Source organism: Gordonia prachuapensis (assembly GCF_036350515.1).
GTDB classification, from domain to species: Bacteria; Actinomycetota; Actinomycetes; order Mycobacteriales; family Mycobacteriaceae; genus Gordonia; species Gordonia prachuapensis.
In genome coordinates, this window is the sequence record NZ_JAZDUE010000002.1 from 71,839 (window position 1) to 91,867 (window position 20,029).

Annotated in this window: 22 protein-coding genes; 11 read left to right on the forward strand and 11 right to left on the reverse strand. The window is 66.8% G+C overall.

The window, feature by feature from the left end; translation table 11 throughout:
- Positions 1–2 precede the first annotated feature (2 nt).
- The 4 genes from V1Y59_RS02720 to V1Y59_RS02735 form a co-directional block, all read right to left on the reverse strand.
- Positions 3–680 carry a hypothetical protein gene (locus V1Y59_RS02720; protein WP_330503303.1) on the reverse strand — a complete coding sequence of 226 codons (678 nt, stop codon included), beginning with the start codon at positions 678–680 and terminating at the stop codon, positions 3–5.
- 27 nt (positions 681–707) lie between these two features.
- Positions 708–1,388 carry a phosphoribosylformylglycinamidine synthase subunit PurQ gene (gene purQ / locus V1Y59_RS02725; RefSeq protein WP_330503304.1) on the reverse strand — a complete coding sequence of 227 codons (681 nt, stop codon included), beginning with the start codon at positions 1,386–1,388 and terminating at the stop codon, positions 708–710.
- Positions 1,389–1,401: 13 nt separating this feature from the next.
- The gene (gene purS, locus V1Y59_RS02730) at positions 1,402–1,641 is read right to left on the reverse strand and encodes a phosphoribosylformylglycinamidine synthase subunit PurS (protein WP_330431370.1); all 240 of its coding nucleotides are present in this window, start codon (positions 1,639–1,641) and stop codon (positions 1,402–1,404) included.
- Between the two features lie 200 nt (positions 1,642–1,841).
- Positions 1,842–2,324: a glutathione peroxidase gene (locus V1Y59_RS02735; RefSeq protein ID WP_330503305.1), complete on the reverse strand. Its 483-nt coding sequence runs from the start codon at positions 2,322–2,324 to the stop codon at positions 1,842–1,844.
- Between the two features lie 131 nt (positions 2,325–2,455).
- Between V1Y59_RS02735 and V1Y59_RS02740 the strand changes: the two genes are divergently transcribed.
- Together V1Y59_RS02740 and V1Y59_RS02745 are read left to right on the forward strand one after the other, a co-directional pair.
- Entirely contained in the window at positions 2,456–3,001 is a 546-nt protein-coding gene (locus tag V1Y59_RS02740) for a MarR family winged helix-turn-helix transcriptional regulator (RefSeq protein WP_330503306.1), read from the forward strand.
- A complete protein-coding gene (locus tag V1Y59_RS02745) occupies positions 2,998–4,554 on the forward strand; it encodes a DHA2 family efflux MFS transporter permease subunit (protein ID WP_330503307.1) in 1,557 nt (518 codons plus the stop codon). The genes V1Y59_RS02740 and V1Y59_RS02745 overlap by 4 nt, the downstream gene beginning before the upstream one ends.
- A gap of 195 nt (positions 4,555–4,749) precedes the next feature.
- Here the strand turns inward: V1Y59_RS02745 and V1Y59_RS02750 are convergent, their stop codons facing one another.
- Positions 4,750–6,897, reverse strand: a complete 2,148-nt coding sequence (locus V1Y59_RS02750; protein WP_330503308.1) for a S9 family peptidase — start codon at positions 6,895–6,897, stop codon at positions 4,750–4,752.
- A 3-nt stretch (positions 6,898–6,900) separates the two neighbouring features.
- A complete protein-coding gene (locus V1Y59_RS02755; RefSeq protein WP_330503309.1) occupies positions 6,901–7,791 on the reverse strand; it encodes a phosphoribosylaminoimidazolesuccinocarboxamide synthase in 891 nt (296 codons plus the stop codon).
- 35 nt (positions 7,792–7,826) lie between these two features.
- Between V1Y59_RS02755 and V1Y59_RS02760 the strand changes: the two genes are divergently transcribed.
- The gene (locus tag V1Y59_RS02760) at positions 7,827–8,117 is read left to right on the forward strand and encodes an Rdx family protein (protein WP_330503310.1); all 291 of its coding nucleotides are present in this window, start codon (positions 7,827–7,829) and stop codon (positions 8,115–8,117) included.
- A gap of 197 nt (positions 8,118–8,314) precedes the next feature.
- Here V1Y59_RS02760 and purB read toward each other — a convergent pair whose 3' ends face one another.
- The 4 genes from purB to V1Y59_RS02780 all read right to left on the reverse strand — a co-directional run bounded on the left by purB (position 8,315) and on the right by V1Y59_RS02780 (position 11,461).
- A complete protein-coding gene (purB, locus tag V1Y59_RS02765; RefSeq protein WP_330503311.1) occupies positions 8,315–9,742 on the reverse strand; it encodes an adenylosuccinate lyase in 1,428 nt (475 codons plus the stop codon).
- 71 nt (positions 9,743–9,813) lie between these two features.
- Positions 9,814–10,362 (reverse strand): hypothetical protein, encoded by a 549-nt coding sequence (locus V1Y59_RS02770; protein WP_330503312.1) that lies wholly within the window; start codon positions 10,360–10,362, stop codon positions 9,814–9,816.
- Between the two features lie 64 nt (positions 10,363–10,426).
- A complete protein-coding gene (locus V1Y59_RS02775; RefSeq protein WP_330503313.1) occupies positions 10,427–10,837 on the reverse strand; it encodes a hypothetical protein in 411 nt (136 codons plus the stop codon).
- 30 nt (positions 10,838–10,867) lie between these two features.
- A complete protein-coding gene (locus V1Y59_RS02780; protein WP_330503314.1) occupies positions 10,868–11,461 on the reverse strand; it encodes a TetR/AcrR family transcriptional regulator in 594 nt (197 codons plus the stop codon).
- Positions 11,462–11,669: 208 nt separating this feature from the next.
- Between V1Y59_RS02780 and V1Y59_RS02785 the strand changes: the two genes are divergently transcribed.
- The 8 genes from V1Y59_RS02785 (at position 11,670) to V1Y59_RS02820 (ending at position 18,652) form a co-directional block, all read left to right on the forward strand.
- Positions 11,670–13,817, forward strand: coding sequence for an MMPL family transporter (locus V1Y59_RS02785; protein ID WP_330503315.1), 2,148 nt, complete (start codon positions 11,670–11,672; stop codon positions 13,815–13,817).
- Between the two features lie 67 nt (positions 13,818–13,884).
- On the forward strand, positions 13,885–14,154 hold the full coding sequence (locus tag V1Y59_RS02790; protein ID WP_330503316.1) for a metal-sensitive transcriptional regulator: 270 nt from the start codon (positions 13,885–13,887) through the stop codon (positions 14,152–14,154).
- Between the two features lie 21 nt (positions 14,155–14,175).
- Positions 14,176–14,577 (forward strand): DUF302 domain-containing protein, encoded by a 402-nt coding sequence (locus V1Y59_RS02795; protein WP_330503317.1) that lies wholly within the window; start codon positions 14,176–14,178, stop codon positions 14,575–14,577.
- A 14-nt stretch (positions 14,578–14,591) separates the two neighbouring features.
- Positions 14,592–15,200, forward strand: coding sequence for a mycothiol-dependent nitroreductase Rv2466c family protein (locus V1Y59_RS02800; RefSeq protein ID WP_330503318.1), 609 nt, complete (start codon positions 14,592–14,594; stop codon positions 15,198–15,200).
- Positions 15,201–15,286: 86 nt separating this feature from the next.
- On the forward strand, positions 15,287–15,814 hold the full coding sequence (locus V1Y59_RS02805; protein ID WP_330431383.1) for a GbsR/MarR family transcriptional regulator: 528 nt from the start codon (positions 15,287–15,289) through the stop codon (positions 15,812–15,814).
- Entirely contained in the window at positions 15,811–16,833 is a 1,023-nt protein-coding gene (locus V1Y59_RS02810) for an ATP-binding cassette domain-containing protein (protein ID WP_330503319.1), read from the forward strand. The genes V1Y59_RS02805 and V1Y59_RS02810 overlap by 4 nt, the downstream gene beginning before the upstream one ends.
- Complete coding sequence (locus V1Y59_RS02815) at positions 16,830–17,630, forward strand: ABC transporter permease (RefSeq protein WP_330503320.1); 801 nt, start codon at positions 16,830–16,832, stop codon at positions 17,628–17,630. Before V1Y59_RS02810 ends, V1Y59_RS02815 begins: the two co-directional genes overlap by 4 nt.
- A gap of 44 nt (positions 17,631–17,674) precedes the next feature.
- Entirely contained in the window at positions 17,675–18,652 is a 978-nt protein-coding gene (locus V1Y59_RS02820) for an alpha/beta hydrolase (RefSeq protein ID WP_330503321.1), read from the forward strand.
- A gap of 27 nt (positions 18,653–18,679) precedes the next feature.
- Here V1Y59_RS02820 and purD read toward each other — a convergent pair whose 3' ends face one another.
- Positions 18,680–19,933 (reverse strand): phosphoribosylamine--glycine ligase, encoded by a 1,254-nt coding sequence (gene purD / locus V1Y59_RS02825; RefSeq protein ID WP_330503322.1) that lies wholly within the window; start codon positions 19,931–19,933, stop codon positions 18,680–18,682.
- Positions 19,934–20,029: the final 96 nt, after the last annotated feature.

Below are 20,029 nucleotides of genomic sequence, written 5' to 3' on the forward strand. Positions count from 1 at the left end.
GATTACGGGCGGGGACGGGTGACGGACGGGGTCGTCGGCACCTTTGCCCCGCCGACCGCGGCCATCGTCACCAGGACCGACACCATAAGGACGAGTTCGCCGAGGTTGCCGACCCACAGCACCGAGCTGCCGATCGGCGCGGCGATCAACATCACCAGTGCGCCGACGAACAGCCACGGGAAGCCTGCGTAGCGCCATGCGACCATGCCCATGACGATCAGTGCCAACACGGTGATGATGGCGGGGATGGGTGCTCCCTCGACGCCCGCGTTCACGTACCGCAACGCGTCGCCGGCGTCCTCGGGTGCCAGGTCCAGCCGAACGACGTCCTCGACGATCCCGATCAGGATCAGCATCGCCACGAGTGCCCAGCCGCCGAGAACGACGTTGCGGGTGCGCGCCTGCTCCACGCCGAGTCGCGCGACCAGGTTGCCGGCGACGATGATCAGCAGCGGCGTCATCACGGCGTGAATCCAGAAGCGCGGCATGTTGATTGCCATCAGGGTGTCGCCGTAGCCGACGAATCGGCCGATGGCGACGACGATGTTGTCGTAGGCGAGGCCCACGCAGATCGCGGCAACGAGCCCGGCGACGGCACCGACCTTGGGCAGCATGCGCAGCGCGAGTGCACCGACGACGAGCATCGCGACGCCGATGGCCGCCATGATCACCGAGGTCATCGAACTGTGGCCATCAGGCTGCGCCCATCAGGCTGCGGCGAGGACCGAGTCGATGACGGAGTAGAACAGGCCGAGCCCGTCGTCGCTGGGTCCGGTCAACGGTTCGGTCGCGTGCTCGGGGTGCGGCATCAGGCCGACGATCCGGCCGTCGCGGCTCGAGATCCCCGCGATGTCGAGGGCGGATCCATTGGGGTTGCCGCCGGCGTAGGTGAAGACGATCTGTCCTTCGCCTTCGAGTTCCTCGAGTTTGCCGGGCGGGGCGACGTAGCGCCCTTCACCGGACTTGAGCGGGATCAGGATCTCCGCACCGAGTTCGAACCGGGTCGTCCAGGTGGTGGTGTTCGACTGCACCTTCAGCCACTCGTCACGGCAGATGAAATGCAGCCCCTCGTTACGGGTGAGCGCGCCGGGCAGCAGGCCCGCCTCGCACAGCACCTGAAAGCCGTTGCAGATGCCCAGGACCGGCATTCCCTTGGCGGCGGCGTCGATGACGGAACCCATCATGGGCGCGAATCGCGCGATGGCGCCGGCGCGCAGGTAGTCGCCGTAGGAGAAGCCGCCGGGGACGATGACGGCGTCGACGGATTTCAGATCGGCGTCGCCGTGCCACAACTCGACCGGCTCCGCACCGGCGATGCGCACCGCGCGGACGGCGTCCACATCGTCGAGGGTGCCCGGGAAGGTGATGACCCCGATTCGAGCAGTCATGCCGGCGCCTCCCCTACTCCGCGACGCGGGAGACGTTGAAGTTCTCGATCACCGTGTTGGTGAGGAGCTCCTCGGCGATGCGCTCGAGGGTGACGTCGTCGACGGTGTCGTCGACCTCGAGTTCGAAGCGCTTACCCTGCCGGACATCGGCGATCCCGGAGAACCCCAGGCGACCCAACGCCCCGACGATCGCCTGGCCCTGCGGATCGAGGATCTCGGCCTTCGGCATCACATCGACCACCACTCGCGCCATGGGCAGTTGCTCCGTTCTCACAGGTGCGCAGTTCCGGCGATCAGCTTACCGGTAGGCCGGCCCCGTCGAGTGGGCGCCACTTCTCGTCGACTGGGCGCCACTTCTCGTCGATTGGGCAAGGCCGGGCGGCCGGTGCCACCCACTCAACCGAAAACGGCGCCCACTCGACGGGAAACGGCGCCCAGTCGACGGGAAGAGTGTCAGAGAGCGGCCTCGATGGCCGAGACCACGGTCGGATCGGTCGGCTCGGTGCGAGGCCGGAACCGATTGATCACGGTGCCGTCGGCGCCGACCAGGAACTTCTCGAAGTTCCACTGCACGTCGCCCGCCTCGCCGTCGGCGTCGGCGGCCTTGGTGAGTTCGGCATACAGAGGATGCTGGTCATCGCCCTTCACGTCGGCCTTCTCCAGCAGCGGGAAGGTCACGCCGTAGGTCGTCGAGCAGAACGTCGCGATCTCTTCGGCCGTGCCAGGTTCCTGCCCCATGAACTGGTTGCAGGGCATACCGACGACGGTGAGTCCGCGGTCGCCGTACGTCGTGGCGATCTCCTCGAGGCCGGTGTACTGCGGGGTCAGGCCGCACTTGCTGGCGACGTTGACGACCAGCAACGGGCCCGCAAAGTCGGAGAGAGCGAGTGCGCTGCCATCGAGCGCCTTGACCGGGATGTCCTTGATATTGCTCACGGATCCGACGCTATCGCAGGCTCCGAGCCCATCCGGAGGCTGTGATCCGAATCACCCGCGCCTGCGAGATATGTGCGATCTCACCAATAATTGCGTGGACGATATAGTTGCGTGCGCGTAACTTTCTTGGGGTGTCTACGTCCGAAGAGTCTCGCGGTGCCACGACGGCACTCGATGCCGCCTGCGCGACCTTCGTCGAATTCCTGGAGCGACTCAACTGTGTCGGCCAGGCGAAGACGATGGACGCACTCGCCGCAACCGACCTGACCTTCTCCCAGATGCGTGTCCTGTTCGGGCTGGCCGCCCACTACGACGCCGGCGAAGACATGTCGGTCAATGACATCGCCGACCACGTCGGACTGTCACTGGCGGCGGCCGGGCGCACCGTCGACAAGCTCGTCAGCCTCGACCTCGTCGACCGCCGCGAGGACCCGACGGATCGCCGGGTCAAGCGGATCTCCCTCACTGCCGCCGGAACGCACGTGGTGACCACCCAACTCGACATCAAACGCGAGACCGTACGAGCCTTCGTGACCGGGCTGTCACAGCCGCTGCGCGACGACCTGAACCACGTTCTGCGGGCCATCATCGACGCCGATGTCGATCACTTCTCGGTGTCGACCGATCGCACGTCCACCCCCTCGACTCCAGACCACACACAGAAAGCCACTTCATGACCTCCTCATCCACTCCGGCGCACGCGCATGCGGGCCCACCGGACACCAAACTGGACCGGCACGTCCTGATGGTCGCCGGCGTGGTCGTGCTCGGCGCGATCATGTCGATCCTCGACGTCACCGTGGTCGCGGTCGCGCAGAACACCTTCCAGCAGGAGTTCAACACCGATGCGGCCGGCGCTGCCTGGACCGCGACCGGCTACACGTTGGCATTGGCCGCCGTCATCCCGCTGTCCAGCTGGGCGGCTTCACGATTCGGCACCAAGAAGGTGTACCTGACCTCGCTGGTCTTGTTCATTCTCGGCTCGGTGCTGTGCGCCCTCGCCTGGAACATCGGATCGCTGGTCGCCTTCCGCGTCATCCAGGGTCTCGGCGGCGGCATGCTGATGCCGATCGGCATGATGATCCTCACCAAGGCGGCCGGGCCCGAGCGTGTCGGATCGGTCATGGCCGTGCTGGGTATCCCGATGCTTCTCGGACCGATCGGCGGCCCGATCCTGGGCGGCCTGCTCATCGAGAAGGCCAGCTGGCACTGGGTCTTCCTGATCAACGTGCCGATCGGCCTCGTCGCTCTCGTCTACTCGTGGTTCGTGCTGCGTGACGACGAGGCGACGTCGCGTCCGAAGATCGACATCATCGGCCTGCTGCTGCTGTCGCCGGGTCTCGCGCTGTTCCTGTTCGGCATCTCGTCGAGCGCGGAGCACCGCACCTTCATGAGCGCCAGTGTGCTGATCCCCGCGATCGTCGGCGCCCTCCTCATCGCCGGATTCATCTGGCACGCACTGCACACCGACAAGCCACTGCTGGATCTGCGGTTGTTCCGCAACCGCACCCTCTCGGTCGCCGTGATCACCATGACGTTGTTCATGATCGCGTTCTTCGGTGCCGCACTGTTGTTCCCGCAGTACTTCATCGGTGTCCGCGGCGAGTCCACGCTCACCGCCGGCCTCCTGCTCGCACCGCAGGGCCTGGGCGCCATGCTGACCATGCCGATCGCCGGTCGCATGACCGACAAGATCGGTCCCGGCAAGTTCGTGCTCGGCGGAATCCTCCTGCTCCTCGCGGGCATGTCGGTGTTCGTGTTCCTCGGCGCAGAAACCTCGTATCTGCTGCTGTGCGGTGCCCTGTTCGTCCAGGGTCTCGGCATGGGTATGACGATGATGCCGATCATGTCCGCCGCCCTCGCGACATTGAACAACGCGCAGGTTCCCGACGGCTCCACGCTGATGAACGTCGTGCAGCAGAGCGCGTCGTCGATCGGTTCCGCGGTCATCTCGGTGGTCCTGGCCAGCGGACTGGCGGGCAGCATGCAGGCAGGCGTTGCGATCATGTCGAACACGGCACCGCAGAGCCTGCCGCCGGAACTGCAGAACGCGCCGATCCCGCCGTCGTTCTTCGAGTCCGCTGCCGACATCTTCGGCTCGACGTTCCTGGTGGCGGTCGTGCTCATCGCACTGACGTTCATCCCGGCGCTGTTCCTGCCGCGCAAGAAGATCGCCTCGCCGCTGGTGGAAGAGGACATGGATCAGCCCGCGCCGATCATCATGCACTGACGCCGCGCAACGCCCGTCGCCGACGCGCCCGGCACGGCGGCCGACAGAACCCAGAAAATCACCGAGAGAACCCACCGTCTTGGATGACGGCCCGCGTCTGCATTGCGGGTGGGTTCTCTCGGTGATTTTCTGGGTTCTGTCGGCGCGAAACCGGGTTCTGTCGGCGGAACTCCGGGTTCTGTCGGCGTGAAAAAGTCAGTCGGGAACGACCGCCCCCGTCTGCTGCAGAATCCACGCCAACTCGAACGCGACTTCCTCCCACTGCTTGTAGCGTCCGCTGACACCGCCGTGACCTGCCGACATCTCGGTCTTGAGCAGGATCGGATTACCCGACGTGCTCCGCTCCTGGAGCCGCGCAACCCATTTCGCTGCCTCGGTGAACAACACTCGGGTGTCGTTGAGTGAAGTGAGGGCGAGGATCGGTGGGTACGGCTTCGCCTCGACGTTCTCGTACGGCGAGTACGACCGCATGTAGGCGTACACCTCCGGGTCGTGCAGCGGGTTGCCCCACTCGTCCCATTCGATGACCGTCAGCGGCAACGAGGGATCGAGGATGGACGTGAGCGCGTCCACGAACGGCACTGCCGCGAGAATGCCGTTGAACAGCTCCGGGGCCAGGTTGGCCACAGCCCCCACCAGCAGGCCGCCCGCGGAGCCGCCCTCGGCGACCATCTGTCCCGGCGTCGTCCACCCCGTGTCGACGAGATGTTGTGCGGCGTCGACGAAATCGGTGAAGGTGTTCTTCTTGGTGAGCGTCTTGCCGTTGTCATACCAGTAGCGGCCCATCTCGCCGCCGCCACGGATGTGGGCGAGCACGAACACCACTCCGCGGTCGAGCATCGACAGCCTCGAAACCGAGAACGACGGGTCGATGCTCGCCTCGTATGACCCGTATCCGTACAGCAGCAGCGGCGCCGGCCGCGCGTCGTCAACGCCCTTGCGGCGCACGATCGACAGCGGGATCTCGGTCCCGTCGGCGGCCGTCGCCCATTCGCGGGTCTGGACGTAGTCGGCCGCGTCGTAGCCGCCCAGGACGGGTTGCCGCTTGAGGAGTTTCAGTTCGCCGGTGGCGACGTCGAGGTCGAGCACCTCCGTCGGATCGATGAAGCTGCCGTAGCCGATGCGCAGGCGCGGCGTCGACCATTCGGGGTTGGCCGCGAGTCCTGCCGAACACAGCTCTTGCCGGAAGGTGACCTCGTGGAAGTCGGTCGCTGCCGGGATTCCGTCGATCGCCCGCAGGTCGGCGATGGCCATCTTGGGAAGCGCCGCACGGCGGTAGGACAGGACGAGGTAGTCGCGGAAGGCGTCGATGTCCTCGATTCGCCGTTCCGGGTCGTGGGCGATCAGTTCGCGGCGGTCCGCCAGGTCACCGACGGGCGCGATGTCGATCGCGAAGTTCTCTGCCTTCACGCCGTCCCGGATGTCGTTGTGCACGATCAGGAACTGGTCGGAGCCGTCGATCACCGCGTGTTCGACGCTGTACTCCACACCCTCGACCCGGGGCGCGACACTGTGGAACTCGCCGGTCGGATCGTCGGCCGCCAGGACGTAGACCTCCGAGGTGACCTTGGAGCCGACTCCGATCATCAGGTACTTGTCGCTGCGGGTCGCACCCATGCCGACCCAGTACCGCTCGTCGGGCTCGTGGAACACCCGCACGTCGTCGGTGCCGGCTCCGATGTCGTGGCGCCACACCGTGTCCGGCCGCCACGCGTCATCGACGGTCTGGTAGAAGACATGTCGCGCATCCGCCGACCACACGGCACCGCCGGCCGTGTTGGCGATGACGTCGTCGAGCAGGTCGCCTGTTCGGAGGTCCTTGAACCGCAACGTGTACCGCTCATCGCCGACGACGTCGGTGCTGTAGGCAAGCCAGTTTCCGTCGTCGCTGACCGTCAACGCGCCCAGGCTGAAGAAGTCGTGGCCCTCAGCCTCGATGTTGGCGTCCAGCAGGACCTCTTCACCCGGCAGCGGCGCGTCGGCGACGACCTCCGGTGGCGTCCAGTCGTCGTCGCCGGCGATGGGACACCGGCAGCGGGACCCATACTGCTTGCCCTCCTCGGTGCGGGCGTAATACCAATACCGGCCGCGGCGACTCGGGACCGACATGTCGGTCTCCTGGGTGCGGCTCTTGATCTCCCCGAAGATGTCGGCGCGCAGACCCTCGAGTCGGGCGGTGTGCGCCTCGGTGAAGGCGTTCTGTCCCTCGAGGTACGCGATGACCTCGGGATCGTCCTTGTCGCGCAACCATTCGTAGTCGTCGACGAACGTGTCGCCGTGGTGGGTACGTTCGCTGGGCACCTTCTTGGCGACCGGCGCGTGGACGTCGGTGGTCACTATCATCTCCTACTCGTTCCCCGGCCACTCATCGAACGATCTCTGCGAGATCCATTCGTAGGCCTCGATATAGCGTTCTCGGGTGCGTTCCACCACGTCTTCCGGCAGGGACGGTGGCGGCTGATCGGCAACTCGATCCCAACCGGAGTCCGGCCCGGTGAGCCAGTTCCGCACGATCTGTTTGTCGAAACTCGGCTGCACCTGCCCCGGGCGATACGTTGCCGCCTCCCAGTACCGAGACGAGTCCGGGGTCAACACCTCGTCGGCCAGCACGAGTTCTCCGCCCTGGCCGATACCGAACTCGAACTTGGTGTCCGCCAGAATGATCCCCCGCTGCGCCGCGAGCTCCGCACCGCGGCGGTAGATGTCGAGGGTGGTAGACCGGAGCCGCTCCGCCCGCGCCGTCCCCTCCTGCTCGACGACACGGTCGAATGAGATGTTCTCGTCGTGGTCGCCCTGCGCGGCCTTGGTGGCGGGGGTGAAGATCGGCTCCGGAAGCCTGCTGGCCTCCTCCAGACCGGAGGGGAGTTGAACCCCGCACACCGAACCCGTCGCCTGGTAGTCGAGCAGGCCCGACCCGGTGAGATACCCACGCGCCACGCATTCGACCTGAACCATCGGCAGTCGATGGACCACCATCGACCGCCCCACCACCTCGGCGGGAATCCGCTCGTCGGTCGGCCCGCCCGCGAGATGATTCGGCACTCCGAGAACGTCGAACCAGAAGAAACTCATCGCGGTCAGGATGCGCCCCTTGTCCGGGATGACCGGGCTCAGGATGTGGTCGTAGGCCGAGATGCGGTCGGATGCCACCAGCAGCAGGGTGCCCGCATCGATCTCGTAGATCTCACGCACCTTGCCCGACGCCACGTGTGTGTATGACTGCAGTTCAGGACGCATGGCTTCGACACTAGAGGTATGAGACGCTGCAACGCGTGACGGGCCCACAGATCTCCATCACCTACTGCACCCAGTGCAACTGGCTGCTACGCGCATCGTGGATGGCCGGCGAGTTGCTCAACACCTTCGGGACCGACCTGGGCTCGGTGACCCTGCTACCCGGTACCGGCGGGGTGTTCCACATCGATGTCGACGGCCAGCAGGTGTGGGAACGCAAGCGCGACGGCGGTTTCCCGGACGCGGTCACCCTGAAGAAGCTGGTCCGCGACGTCGCGCTGCCGGACTGGAATCTCGGCCACGCGGACCGGGTTGCGGACCCTTCGTGACGGTCCTCCGCAAGCTCCGGACCTCCTCAGGGATCGGGGGAAAAACTCCGCACCCCGCTGCCTGAGGAGCCCGCGACGAAGGAGCGCGGACACCACCCGTTGCCTGAGGAGCCCGCGACGAAGGAGCGTGCGTCACGAAGGCCCCTTCGTGACGACCCTCCGCAAGCTCCGGGTCTCCTCAGGGAACGGGTGCGTGGTCAGAGGATCGGCGCAGGAGTGTACGTCGCCGCGTCGGGGTATTCGGCGATGACCTTCTCGGCCGCGGCGACCACGTCGGCGACCTGCTGTTCGGCGGCACCGACGAACACCGTTTTGTCGGCGAGCAGCGCGTCGAGTTGTGCGCGATCCAGCGGGATGCGGTCGTCGGCGGCCAGCCGGTCGAGCAGGTCGGGCTCGCGGCCCTCCTCACGCATGGCGAGCGCCACTGCGACCGCGTTCTCCTTGATCGCCTCGTGAGCAGTTTCTCGCCCGACACCGGCTCGCACCGACGCCATCAACACCTTGGTCGTGGCAAGGAACGGCAGGTACCGGTCGAGTTCGTTGGAGATCACCGCCGGGTAGGCGCCGAATTCGGCGAGCACGGTCAGGAACGTCTCCATCAGGCCGTCGATGGCGAAGAAGGCATCGGGCAGCGCCACTCGGCGCACGACCGAGCAGAACACATCGCCCTCGTTCCACTGGGCACCGGCGAGCTCGCCGGCCATCGACCCGTAGCCGCGCAGCACCACCTGCAGGCCGTTGACCCGTTCGCAGCTGCGGGTGTTCATCTTGTGTGGCATCGCCGAGCTCCCCACCTGTCCCGGCTGGAAGCCCTCGGTGACAAGTTCGTGGCCGGCCATCAGCCGAATGGTGTGCGCCAGCGACGACGGACCCGCCGCGAGCTGCACCAATGCCGAGACGACGTCGTGGTCGAGGGAGCGGGGATAGATCTGCCCCACGGATGTGAGCGACCGGGCGAACCCGAGGTGATCGGCGACCCGCGACTCGAGGTCGGCGAGTTTGACCGCGTCACCACCGAGCAGGTCGAGCATGTCCTGCGACGTCCCCATCGGCCCCTTGATCCCCCGCAGCGGGTAGCGGTCGATCAGCTCTCGCACCCGGGACAACGCGATCATCAGCTCGTCGGCCGCACTCGCGAACCGTTTGCCCAGCGTGGTGGCCTGAGCGGCAACGTTGTGACTCCGACCCGCCATCACCATCGCCGAGTATTGCGCGGCCCGGTCGACGATGCGAGCGAGCACCGCGACGCCGTGCGCGTGCACATGCTCGAGCGAACGCATGATCTGCAGTTGCTCTACGTTCTCGGTGAGGTCGCGGCTGGTCATGCCCTTGTGGATCTGCTCGTGACCGGCCAGCGCGTTGAACTCCTCGATGCGGGCCTTCACGTCGTGACGGGTGACCCGCTCACGTTCGGCGATGGAGTCGAGGTCGATCCGGTCGACGACCTTCTCGTAGTCGGCGATCGCATTGTCGGGGACGTCGATGCCGAGGTCCCGCTGCGCCTTGAGGACGGCGATCCACAGTTCGCGTTCGAGCGCGATCTTGTGGTTCGGCGACCAGATCTCCGCCATCTCGGGAGAGGCGTAGCGGCCGGCCAGGACGTTGCTGATGGAGGGCTTCGACACGCACACAGTCTAGTCGCGCCCTCACCCGGCTCGATCAGCCGGCGGAGCCAGAGCGCGCTCGTGCCAGGACCTCAGTCAAACATGGCGTTGAATGCGCTCGCCAGAATCGTCGTCATCGAGAGACCGCCAGTGCCGATCGCCGATCCGATCGCCACCGCGACCAACGCCTGCTCCCGACTCGGCAGAGGCGGCGCGATCGTGGTCCTCGCGACCGTGAACGGCTGACGCCACACAACGAGAACAGATCCGTCGTTCAGCCGAGTGATGTCGCCGAGCCGATTGTTCCAACTGCCCGCCGATTCGGACACGAGCTCACTCGATGACATGTCCTTGGGCCGGAACACGAGTCGCGAGTCGTCGAAGGTCGCGCGGATCTCGTAGGACTTGCTCGTGAGCCGCGCCCGACCGGCCGATATCGCAACAGGCCGGCCGTCGATGTCGACGGCGAGGGCGGCCCCGTCGCGGGTCCCGATCGGAATCCGGGTGTCGGTGCGAGGACCGGGCCTGCGCACGGTCACCCGCAACGGCTGGTCGTCCAGGTATGTCGCCGTCGTCGCAGAGTCGCCGGTCACAACCTCGATCTCGCCGAAATGAATGGTTTCGGTGACGGTGACCCGCACTGCGCCACCATGACCATTGGCCTCGATCCCCACGTATATCCCCCGATTCCCTGTGGGCGACCGATCATAACGCGAAGCACGCCCACCCCGACCCGTACCCCTGATGAACCGGGAACACCGCGATCGGGCCGGTCGCTCCGTTCTGTGTCGCGTAGAGTTCAGTGGTTGCTATCCGTCGCGGAACCCATTTGGTCGTCGCGATCGCGCCGTAGGCCGGGGCCACCCCGATGACGCGGGCCGGCCCACCCCGGGGACGTTCCCAGAACGTCACGGCGCCCGACGAGTTCACGTCGACCGTGAGTTCGTACAAGCAGCCTGTGCCGTAGACGATCGACGAGAACGGCACCCCCGCATCGACCTTCCCGACCGGCGCGGCGGACGCCTGCCCGGGCACCGCCATCCCGGCCGCGGCGAGCGTCGCCGCAGCGGTGACCACCAAACGCCGGCTCAGCGCCTGTCGTCGTCCCGATCCCATGGTCCGCTCCCCTCGTCGGCCGATCCTCTGCTACTCCCGAGGCGCGAGCACCTCGATGACTTCGATCAACGCGTCCCGCGCGGCTATATACGGGCTGACCTGACGCAGTCCCAACGCGCCAACGACCGCGCCGTCCTCCACCGCGATCAGCTGCTGGACGTGGGCCGGCTCGGCCACCCGGAATGATCGCTGCAAGACGTCGGAATGCATCTCCGCCAACATCACCCACCGATCGATGACGACGTCCTTCAGCCTTGGGTAGCGGGGAGCAAGCGCAAAGGTCTCGTACCGTGCCGCCAACGTCTCGATGGTCGTGTCGGGCCCGACGAACACCTCGGCGAGCGCGTCGGCCGTCGCGTGCCCGCCGCGGCGTCGACGTGTCACGGCATCCCGACGCTGCGCGATGCACTTCTCCTCGTGGTGACAGACGTGGGCGGCGGCCTCGGCCATCAGATCCTCGAGCGATCCGAAGTAGTACGTGGTCGATGCCAACGGAAGCTGCGCCCGTTCGGCGACCGCACGGTGACGGACGGCGTCGAAACCGCCTTCGAGCAGCAACTCTCCGGCGGCCTCGATGAGTCGGGACCGACGTCGCAGCCCCTTCGGGGTCGCCGCCGAAGTCATGGAATCATGCTGCCAAAGCGGTTGCCCACGGGGTGTTGCTTTGGCAAAAGCCACTTCGCCCGCAACCGGAACTCTCCCCCATCGCATCCCGCGTTCGCGCGGTCGACATATCCGAATCCTTGCCTCCATATACCCCATGGGGTATGTTCGATCGCGTTCCTGAAATACCCCCATGGGTATATAAGTCCCACGCGAATGCGGAGGAAGCATGGCGACGACCTCGCAGCCATCAAGAACCGACCACGTCCGGCGATCCGGGCCGCTCGGACGGCTCGGCGGCGCGACTGCGGTCCATCGGCGCTGGGTGTTCGCGGCCTGGGCTCTCATCGTGATCGGCCTCGGTGCCGTGGCGCCATCGGTCTTCAACTCCCTCGCCGGCGCCGGATGGCAAGCCAACGGCTCCGAATCCGTCGCCGTGCGCGACCTCGCACAGGAGCACTTCGGCGGCAACTCGTCGGCGGCCGTGCAGGTGGTCGTCCACTCCGATGCGCAGTCGATCACCGACACCGGAATGCAGCGGGTCATCGACGAGATCAACGACATCGCCGCCACCGACGACCGGTTCGGCGCGGTGGTGTCACCGCAGCCCGGCAGCTCCATCAGCCCGGACGGCCACACCGGCATCGTCCTGATCGGCGCGGACGGCTCCACCGATGACATGGTGCGCGCCGTCGACGAGCACAAGGACGAACTGACCGCACTGTCCGGCAACGGAATCGAGGTCTACCCCACCGGGGCGTCCGCGCTGTGGAGCGACTTCAACAAGGCCAACCACGACGCGATGATCAAGGCGGAGATGGTGTCCTGGCCGATCACCTTGGCCATCATGGTCATTGCGTTCGGTTCGCTGGTCGCCGCAGGCCTGCCCCTGCTGCTGACCATTGCCGGACTCGTCGCTTCGGCCGGCGGCCTGGTGCTACTCAACATGGTCACACCGATTTCGGTGTGGGCCATGAACTTCGCGATGATGTTCGCGCTGGCACTGGGCATCGACTACGCACTGTTCGTGGTCTCGCGGTTCCGAGCCGCATTGGCCGCCCGCAAGGATGATCCGATCGCGGCGACCGTCGAGACGATGGACACCGCCGGCAAGGCGGTCTTGTTGTCCGGCCTGACGGTTCTGGTGAGCCTGTCGGCGGTCCTCCTTGTGCCCGCGCCTGCGGTCCGGACCATGGCGGTGGGCATCATGTTGGCGGTCACCTTCGTCCTGGCCGCCACGATGACCCTGCTACCCGCCGTTCTCGGCGCACTCGGAACCCGCGTCAACGCGGTCTCCCTGCCCTGGGCCAAGCGTCAGCACCATCGTTCGCCGATCTTCGCCAGGTGGGGCGAGTTGCTGCACCGCCATCCGTGGCCGTTCGCTGTCGGCGCGTTGGTCGTTCTCATCGCACTCGCGTTGCCTGTCATCGGCCTCAAGGTCGCGATGCCGTCGATCAGCGTGGTGCCCGACGACGCCCCGGTACGCCAGGGCTATGCCGTGGTGCAGGAATCGATGGGCCCGGGAGCGCCCGGCGCACTCCAGATCGTCGTGCCGGATGGTCAGGCCACCCAGACAGCCGAAGTCGCGGCGTCGACACCCGGCGTGTCGATGGTCACGCCGCCCCAGCCGGCCGTCGACGAGTCGGGTCTCGCGATGCTGCAGGCCATTCCCTCTGTTGACCCGTCCGATCCGACGATGAACGCCATCGTCGAGGATCTACGGACCTCGCTGCCGGCGAATGCGCTGGTCGGCGGCGCTCCGGCGGAGAACATCGACCTCCAGCAGGCACTGAACGACTGGTTGCCGATCATTGTCGCGGTGATTCTCACGCTGGGGTTCCTGCTGTTGCTGATCGCGTTGCAGGCGCCGGTGATCGCCCTGCTCGGCACCGTGGTGAGCCTACTGTCGACCGCAGCCGCATTCGGCGTCGCGCGGCTGATCTTCCAGGAAGGCTGGGGCGCAGGGCTGCTCGGATTCGAGCCACAGGGGTTCCTGAACGGGTGGGGTCCGGTGTTCTTCTTCGCCATGATCTTCGCGATCGCGATGGATTACACCGTCTTCCTCCTGGCCACCGCCAAGGAACACTACGAACGCTCCGGAGACCCGAAGGTGGCTCATGTGGACGGGCTGGCGCACTCGGGCCGGGTGATCTTCGCCGCCGCGGCGGTCATGGTCGCCGTGTTCTTCACCTTCGCTCTCGCGGATCCGTTGCCACCGAAGGAGATGGGCATCATCCTGGGCGTGGCGGTGCTCCTCGACGCCACGCTGATCCGCCTCGTCTTGCTCCCGGTACTGCTGCGCATCACCGGCCATGGGGCCTGGTGGAGCCCCGCATGGCTTCGGCGCCTCCTACCGAAGGTCTCGTTCGGCCACTGACCTCCACCACATATACCCCAAGGGGTATATGATCGGGGGTGGCAACCGAACAGAGAGAAGGCACCTCATGGTAGGCGACGACGAAGCGATCACCGTGGTACTCAACCGATTGCGTCGAGCACACGGCCAGTTGGCGGGAGTGATCTCGATGATCGAGCAGGGGCGCGACTGCAAAGACGTCGTCACCCAGCTCGCCGCGGTCTCGCGGGCCCTCGATCGCGCCGGTTTCAAGATCGTCGCGACCGGGTTACGCCAGTGCCTGACCGGCGAGGACGCCGACAACATGGAACCGATGACCGAGGAGCAGCTCGAGAAACTGTTTCTCGCTCTCGCATGACACCCATCGAAAGGACGAGCAATGCAGCTCGGATACACCACCACTCTGCAGACCACCTTCGGCGACGCCGTCGCACGTACGCGTGAGGCGTTGTCCGATCAAGGATTCGGCGTGCTGACCGAGATCGACGTCAAGGCGACGCTGAAGGCCAAATTGGACGAGGACATGGAGAACTACCTGATCCTCGGCGCCTGCAATCCGCCGCTGGCCCACCGCGCGCTCGGCATCGACCGCCAGATCGGCCTCCTCCTTCCCTGCAATGTGGTCGTCCGTGACGACACCGAGAACTCCGGCACGGTGATCGTGGAGGCGATGAATCCCGACATCATGGTCGAGGTGACCGACGCCGCGGGATTGCCCGATGTGGCCGCCGATGCCGCGTCGAAGCTCAAGGCCGCCATCGCCGCCCTGCAGTCGGCGTGAGTGAGGGCACGACGATGAGCACACCCCATATCGACGTCTACGCCGATCCGATCTGCCCGTTCACATGGGTGACGTCACGATGGCTGGCAGGTGTATCCGAGCGCGGTGACGCCCGGGTCACGTGGCGACTCATGAGTTTGGCCGTGCTGAACGAGGGGCAGGACGCCGACGGCGCGCAGGCGGAGAAGCTGGAACTCTCCCGACGAGTCGGCCGGCTGGTGGCCGCCGCCACCGGAACCGATGACATGGGCGGGCTGTACATGGCACTCGGCCGCCGCCTGCACGTCGAGGGTCTCGACCTGACCGATGATGTCGCACGTGCCGCGTTGACGGAATGCGGACTGGACCCAACACTCACGCCAGCCCTCGACGACCCCCGATGGGACGGCGCGGTGCGCGGCTCCCACCGCCAGAGCCAGGACACCCTCGGTGACAGCGGAGGTAGTCCGATCACCGCGATCGACGGTCAGGCGTTCTTCGGCCCCGTCCTGACCGACATCCCGGGCACCGACGAGGCGATTCGGCTTTTCAAGGCAGTCACCACCCTCGCTACGTCGCCGGCATTCGCGCAGGTGGAACGCCCCCGGTGGGGACCACCGAACACCCAGGAACCAGCCGTCTGACGGGTTCTTCGGCCAGGCGATACAACACCAGATAACTGAGATGACACAAATTTGTGTTATCTCAGTTATTACTGCATACTCTGTTCATGCCTTCGGATGAGCAGCTCACCTTCGCCGACCACATGGCGCGCTACTACGCGACCCGGTTCAGCTTTCCGCCGATGGTTGGTCGGCTCATCGGTTATCTGACGGTGTGCGACCCGCCGAACCCCACCATCGGCGAACTCGCCGATGCCCTGCTCGCCAGCCGCTCCGCGATCGCGGGCGCGATCAACTCCGTCGAGAACCTCGGCATCCTCAAGCGGTCCCGCACGGCGGGTGAACGCATGGATCGCGTCCGCGTCGACCTGTCGTCGGCACGGGCGCTCGGCTTCGACACCAGTGAGTACGACGAACTCGCCGACCTCGCACGAGAAGGCCTCGCCGTACTGAAAGACGCTCCGCCCGAACGCCGCGCCACCCTCGAAGAGGTGCTCGCGCTCGCGGAGTTCCTCGTCGACCGCATCCCCGTCATGTACGAGGAGTGGAAGAAACACCGGGCATCTCTGATCGCCTCGGGCGAACTGACCGACCCGGCCGCCGCAGCACCCGACGACAACGAGGTGAACCGATGACCACCACCCACTCCGTCAACTCCATCGCCGTGCGCGGACTGCGAAAGACCTATGGGGACAAAGTGGTCCTCGACGGACTCGACCTGACGATCGCCGCGGGCGAGGTCTTCGCACTCCTCGGGCCCAACGGGTCCGGCAAGACGACCACGGTGAACATCCTCTCGACGTTGCTTCCCGCCGACGCGGGGACCGTCGAGGTCGGCGGGCACGACCTCGAAGACGACGCGGACGGCATCCGCTCGGTGATCGGCGTGACCGGGCAGTTCGCCGCCCTCGACGACCTGCTCACCGGGCGGGAGAACCTGCGCCTCATGGCCGATCTACGCCACCTCGGCCGCACCGCCGGAGGAGCTGGGGTCGACGATCTGCTGGCGCAGTTCGGTCTCACCGACGCCGCCGACAAGCCGGTGTCGACCTACTCCGGCGGCATGAAACGGCGACTCGACCTGGCGATGACGCTGGTGTCCACACCCGATGTCATCTTCCTCGACGAACCCACGACGGGTCTCGACCCGCGCAGCCGCCGCGACCTCTGGGAGACCATCGCCGGTCTCGCGCACAGCGGGGTGACGATCCTGCTGACCACTCAGTACCTGGAGGAAGCCGACCAGTTGGCCGACCGGATCGCCGTCCTCGACGCCGGGCGAATCGTCGCGGAGGGCACCGCGGGTGACCTCAAGAAACTCGTCCATGGCGCCGCGGTGCGGCTGGTCTTCACCGACGACACCGACTTCGACCGCGCCGCCGCGACATTCCCTGACGCAGTGGCGCATGCGGCCGGCCGACGGGTCGACGTCCCCACCGACAACACCGTTCGCACTCTCCGGGAGGCGTTGAGCCGCATCGAATCCGAGAATCTGGAACTCGCCGATGTGTCGATTCACACCCCCACTCTCGACGACGTGTTCTTCGCCCTGACCGGACACCGGCCGGCATCCGAAGGACCCGGCACCGAGGCCGCCGACCAACCGGTAGCCGTCGATCAGACCACCACACACTCCGAAGGGGTCCCGCGATGACCACCCTCACCCACACCGCCGCCGACTCGGCCACCATGCTGCGTCGCAGCCTGCGACGCATCATCCGCTACCCGTCGATGACCGTGCTGCTGGTCGGCATGCCGATCGTCTTCCTACTCCTGTTCGTGTTCGTGTTCGGCGGTCAGTTGGGCGCGGACATGACGAGCGCCTCGGGCAACACCGGCCGTGCGGCCTACCTCGACTACGTCGTCCCCGGTGTGTTGCTCATGACGATCGCCGCCGCCGTCCAGGGCACGTCGATCACCGTGGCGATGGACATGACGTCGGGCATCATCGCCCGGTTCCGCACCATGCCGATCAGCCGATCGTCGGTGCTGACCGGCCATGTCCTGGGCAGTCTGATCCAGACGATCGCCAGCATCGCGATCGTGTTGGCCGTCGCCGTCGCGCTCGGATTCCGGCCCTCGGCGACCCCGATCGAATGGCTCGCCGCGTTCGGGTTGGTCGTCCTGTTCTCCGTCGCGCTGATCTGGCTCGCGGTGTATCTGGGACTGTCGGCGAAGACCGTCGAGACCGCGAGCAACACCCCGATGCTGCTGACCCTGCTGCCCTTCCTGGGCAGTGGATTCGTCCCCGTCGACACCCTGCCGCCGGGGTTGAAGCAGTTCGCCGAATACCAGCCGTTCACACCGGTGACCGAAACCCTGCGCGGTCTCCTCGGCGACACACCGATCGGAACCGGAACGGTCGTGGCCGCCCTGGCCTGGAGCGTCGGGATCGCCGTCGTGTCCTACGCCGCGGCCCTGCGCACGTACTCGCGGCGCCGCGTCGCCTGACCCGGCCCGACGCGGACGCTCATCGCCAGTACGCTGTGGAGGCAATGACCTCCGAACGGACGCCCGAACGCGGCACGGCGATCACGAGCACGACAACTGGCCCGACCGGGCATCGTCCCGGTCGGGCCAGTCGCCGTTCCGTCCTCGTCGGCGGGTTCGGAGCCGCCATGGCGGCCGGTCTGGCCGCATGCTCCACCGACGAGCCGACCACCGTCGAACCGCGCAATCTCGAGACCCCCGCAGCCGACGACGTCCTCCCCCAGGAGGCCAGCCCACCCGAGATCCCCACGGAGGGTCCGCAGCTGGTCACCGGAAGTTTCACCTCGGCGAAGATGGGTGGCCGGTCCACCCGCTGGGCGGTCGCGCGTCCGGTCGGGGTCTCGGGTCGGCTCCCCGTCGTCGTGGTGCTGCACGCCCTGAACACCAACGAGCAGTCGATCTTCTCGTCGAAGCTGCAGATGCAAAACGTGCTCCAACGCTACGTCGATGCCGGTGGCGCGCCGTTCGCACTCGCTGCCGCCGACGCCGGCCGCAACTACTTCCATGCACGCACCGACGGCACCGACGGCGGCGCGATGGTTCTCGACGAGTTCCTACCGATGCTCGAGTCGAATCCGGACCTCAACCTGTCGACCGAGCGCATCGGTCTGTTCGGCTGGTCGATGGGTGGGTATGGGGCACTGCGTCTCGGGTCTCTGCTGGGTGCCCCCAAGGTGTCTGCCGTGGCGGTGAGTTCGCCTGCACTGTGGGCGGATCCGCGCAACTTCCCGCCGCGGGCGTTCGACTCGCTGGAGGACTACCGGGCGAACTCGCTGTTCGGTCGGCAGGACGCCTTCACCAAGATCCCGCTGCTCATCTGCATCGGGTCGTCGGACCAGTTCTTCACCTACACCCGCCAGTGGGCCGCTGGCCTGCACCCACCCGCTGCCTTCGGGACGTCGGCCGGCGGGCACACGAACCGGTACTGGCGCAGCGTTCTGCCCGATCACGTGGAGTTCCTCGGCCGGAATCTGGCCCGCTGACCCACGCCGCCTGGCGTCCGGGCCTGGTCAGATGCTGATGCGGCCCTCGAGGGCGGCTTTGCCGATGTCGGTGCGGTAGTGCGAGCCCGGCAGTTTGATCTTCGCGATGCGGTCGTAGGCCTGGGTGCGCGCCTCGGCGAGGTCGGCACCCGTGCCGACGACGGCGAGCACCCGGCCGCCGGCGGAGACCACCGACCCGTCGTCGCCGCGTGCCGTGCCGGCGTGCAGGACGCCTTCGCCGTCGGCGCCCGTGATGACGTCGCCGGTGCGCGGTTTGCCCGGGTAGTTTTCCGCGGCGACGACGACCGTGACGGCCGCACCGTCGGCCCATTCGAGCGGCGGAAGACTGTCGAGGGTGCCGGTGGCGGTCGCGTTGAGCGCCTGTCCCAGAGGTGATTCCAGCAGGGCCAGCACGGCCTGTGTCTCCGGGTCGCCGAAGCGGCAGTTGAACTCGACCACGGCGGGACCGTCTTTGCCGATCGCGAGGCCGGCGTAGAGCAGGCCGGAGAACGGCGTGCCTCGGCGCGCCATCTCGGCGGCGACGGGCTTGACCACGTCGTCGACGATCTGCCGGGTCACCTCGTCGGGCAGCCACGGCAGGGGCGTGTAGGCGCCCATGCCGCCGGTGTTGGGCCCGGCGTCGTTGTCGCCGACGCGTTTGTGGTCCTGTGCCGGGATCAGCGCGACGACGTTCTCGCCGTCGACCAGTGAGAACAGCGACACCTCGGGGCCGTCGAGGAAGCTCTCCAGCAGCACCGGGTGCCCGTTCTCGAGGAGTTCGGCGGCATGGTCGCGCGCTGCCGACCGGTCGTCGGTCACCACGACGCCCTTGCCGGCGGCAAGACCGTCGTCCTTGACCACCCAGGTCGGCCCGAACCGGTCGAGTGCGGCGTCGAGTTTGGCGGGGTTGTCGACGATCTCGCTGTGGGCGGTGCGCACCCCGGCCGCGGACATCACGTCCTTGGCGAAGGCCTTCGATCCCTCGATGCGGGCGGCCTCGGCACCGGGGCCGAAGGTGGCGAACCCGGCTGTGCGCAGCGCGTCGGCCACCCCGGCGACCAGCGGAACCTCGGGGCCGATGACCACCAGGTCGGCCTCGACACGCTTGGCCAACGCGACGACGGCGTCGGGCGAGACGATGTCGACCGGATGGTTGGTCGCGATCGCCGATGTGCCTGCATTTCCCGGGCCGGCGTGCAGTTCGGTGACCGAGGGGTCGTTCGAAAGTCCGATGAGCAGGGCATGTTCGCGGCCGCCCGAGCCGATCACGAGTACGCGCACGATCCCGACTCTAGTTCACCCGCGTTCGTCCGCCAGGAATGTGTTCCTTCCCCGGACGTTTCCGGAGGAGCTACCCGGATCGGGCGGACGAACGCG

Coding starts and splice junctions, on each gene's coding strand:
- V1Y59_RS02795 (WP_330503317.1), top strand. CDS start 14,176: ATGCAGCTCGGATACACCACCACTCTGCAGACCACCTTCGGCGACGCC.
- V1Y59_RS02785 (WP_330503315.1), top strand. CDS start 11,670: ATGGCGACGACCTCGCAGCCATCAAGAACCGACCACGTCCGGCGATCC.
- V1Y59_RS02790 (WP_330503316.1), top strand. CDS start 13,885: ATGGTAGGCGACGACGAAGCGATCACCGTGGTACTCAACCGATTGCGT.
- V1Y59_RS02750 (WP_330503308.1), bottom strand. CDS start 6,897: ATGATAGTGACCACCGACGTCCACGCGCCGGTCGCCAAGAAGGTGCCC.
- purS (WP_330431370.1), bottom strand. CDS start 1,641: ATGGCGCGAGTGGTGGTCGATGTGATGCCGAAGGCCGAGATCCTCGAT.
- V1Y59_RS02805 (WP_330431383.1), top strand. CDS start 15,287: ATGCCTTCGGATGAGCAGCTCACCTTCGCCGACCACATGGCGCGCTAC.
- V1Y59_RS02800 (WP_330503318.1), top strand. CDS start 14,592: ATGAGCACACCCCATATCGACGTCTACGCCGATCCGATCTGCCCGTTC.
- purQ (WP_330503304.1), bottom strand. CDS start 1,388: ATGACTGCTCGAATCGGGGTCATCACCTTCCCGGGCACCCTCGACGAT.
- V1Y59_RS02820 (WP_330503321.1), top strand. CDS start 17,675: ATGACCTCCGAACGGACGCCCGAACGCGGCACGGCGATCACGAGCACG.
- V1Y59_RS02755 (WP_330503309.1), bottom strand. CDS start 7,791: ATGCGTCCTGAACTGCAGTCATACACACACGTGGCGTCGGGCAAGGTG.
- V1Y59_RS02780 (WP_330503314.1), bottom strand. CDS start 11,461: ATGACTTCGGCGGCGACCCCGAAGGGGCTGCGACGTCGGTCCCGACTC.
- V1Y59_RS02745 (WP_330503307.1), top strand. CDS start 2,998: ATGACCTCCTCATCCACTCCGGCGCACGCGCATGCGGGCCCACCGGAC.
- V1Y59_RS02810 (WP_330503319.1), top strand. CDS start 15,811: ATGACCACCACCCACTCCGTCAACTCCATCGCCGTGCGCGGACTGCGA.
- V1Y59_RS02815 (WP_330503320.1), top strand. CDS start 16,830: ATGACCACCCTCACCCACACCGCCGCCGACTCGGCCACCATGCTGCGT.
- V1Y59_RS02775 (WP_330503313.1), bottom strand. CDS start 10,837: ATGGGATCGGGACGACGACAGGCGCTGAGCCGGCGTTTGGTGGTCACC.
- V1Y59_RS02720 (WP_330503303.1), bottom strand. CDS start 680: ATGACCTCGGTGATCATGGCGGCCATCGGCGTCGCGATGCTCGTCGTC.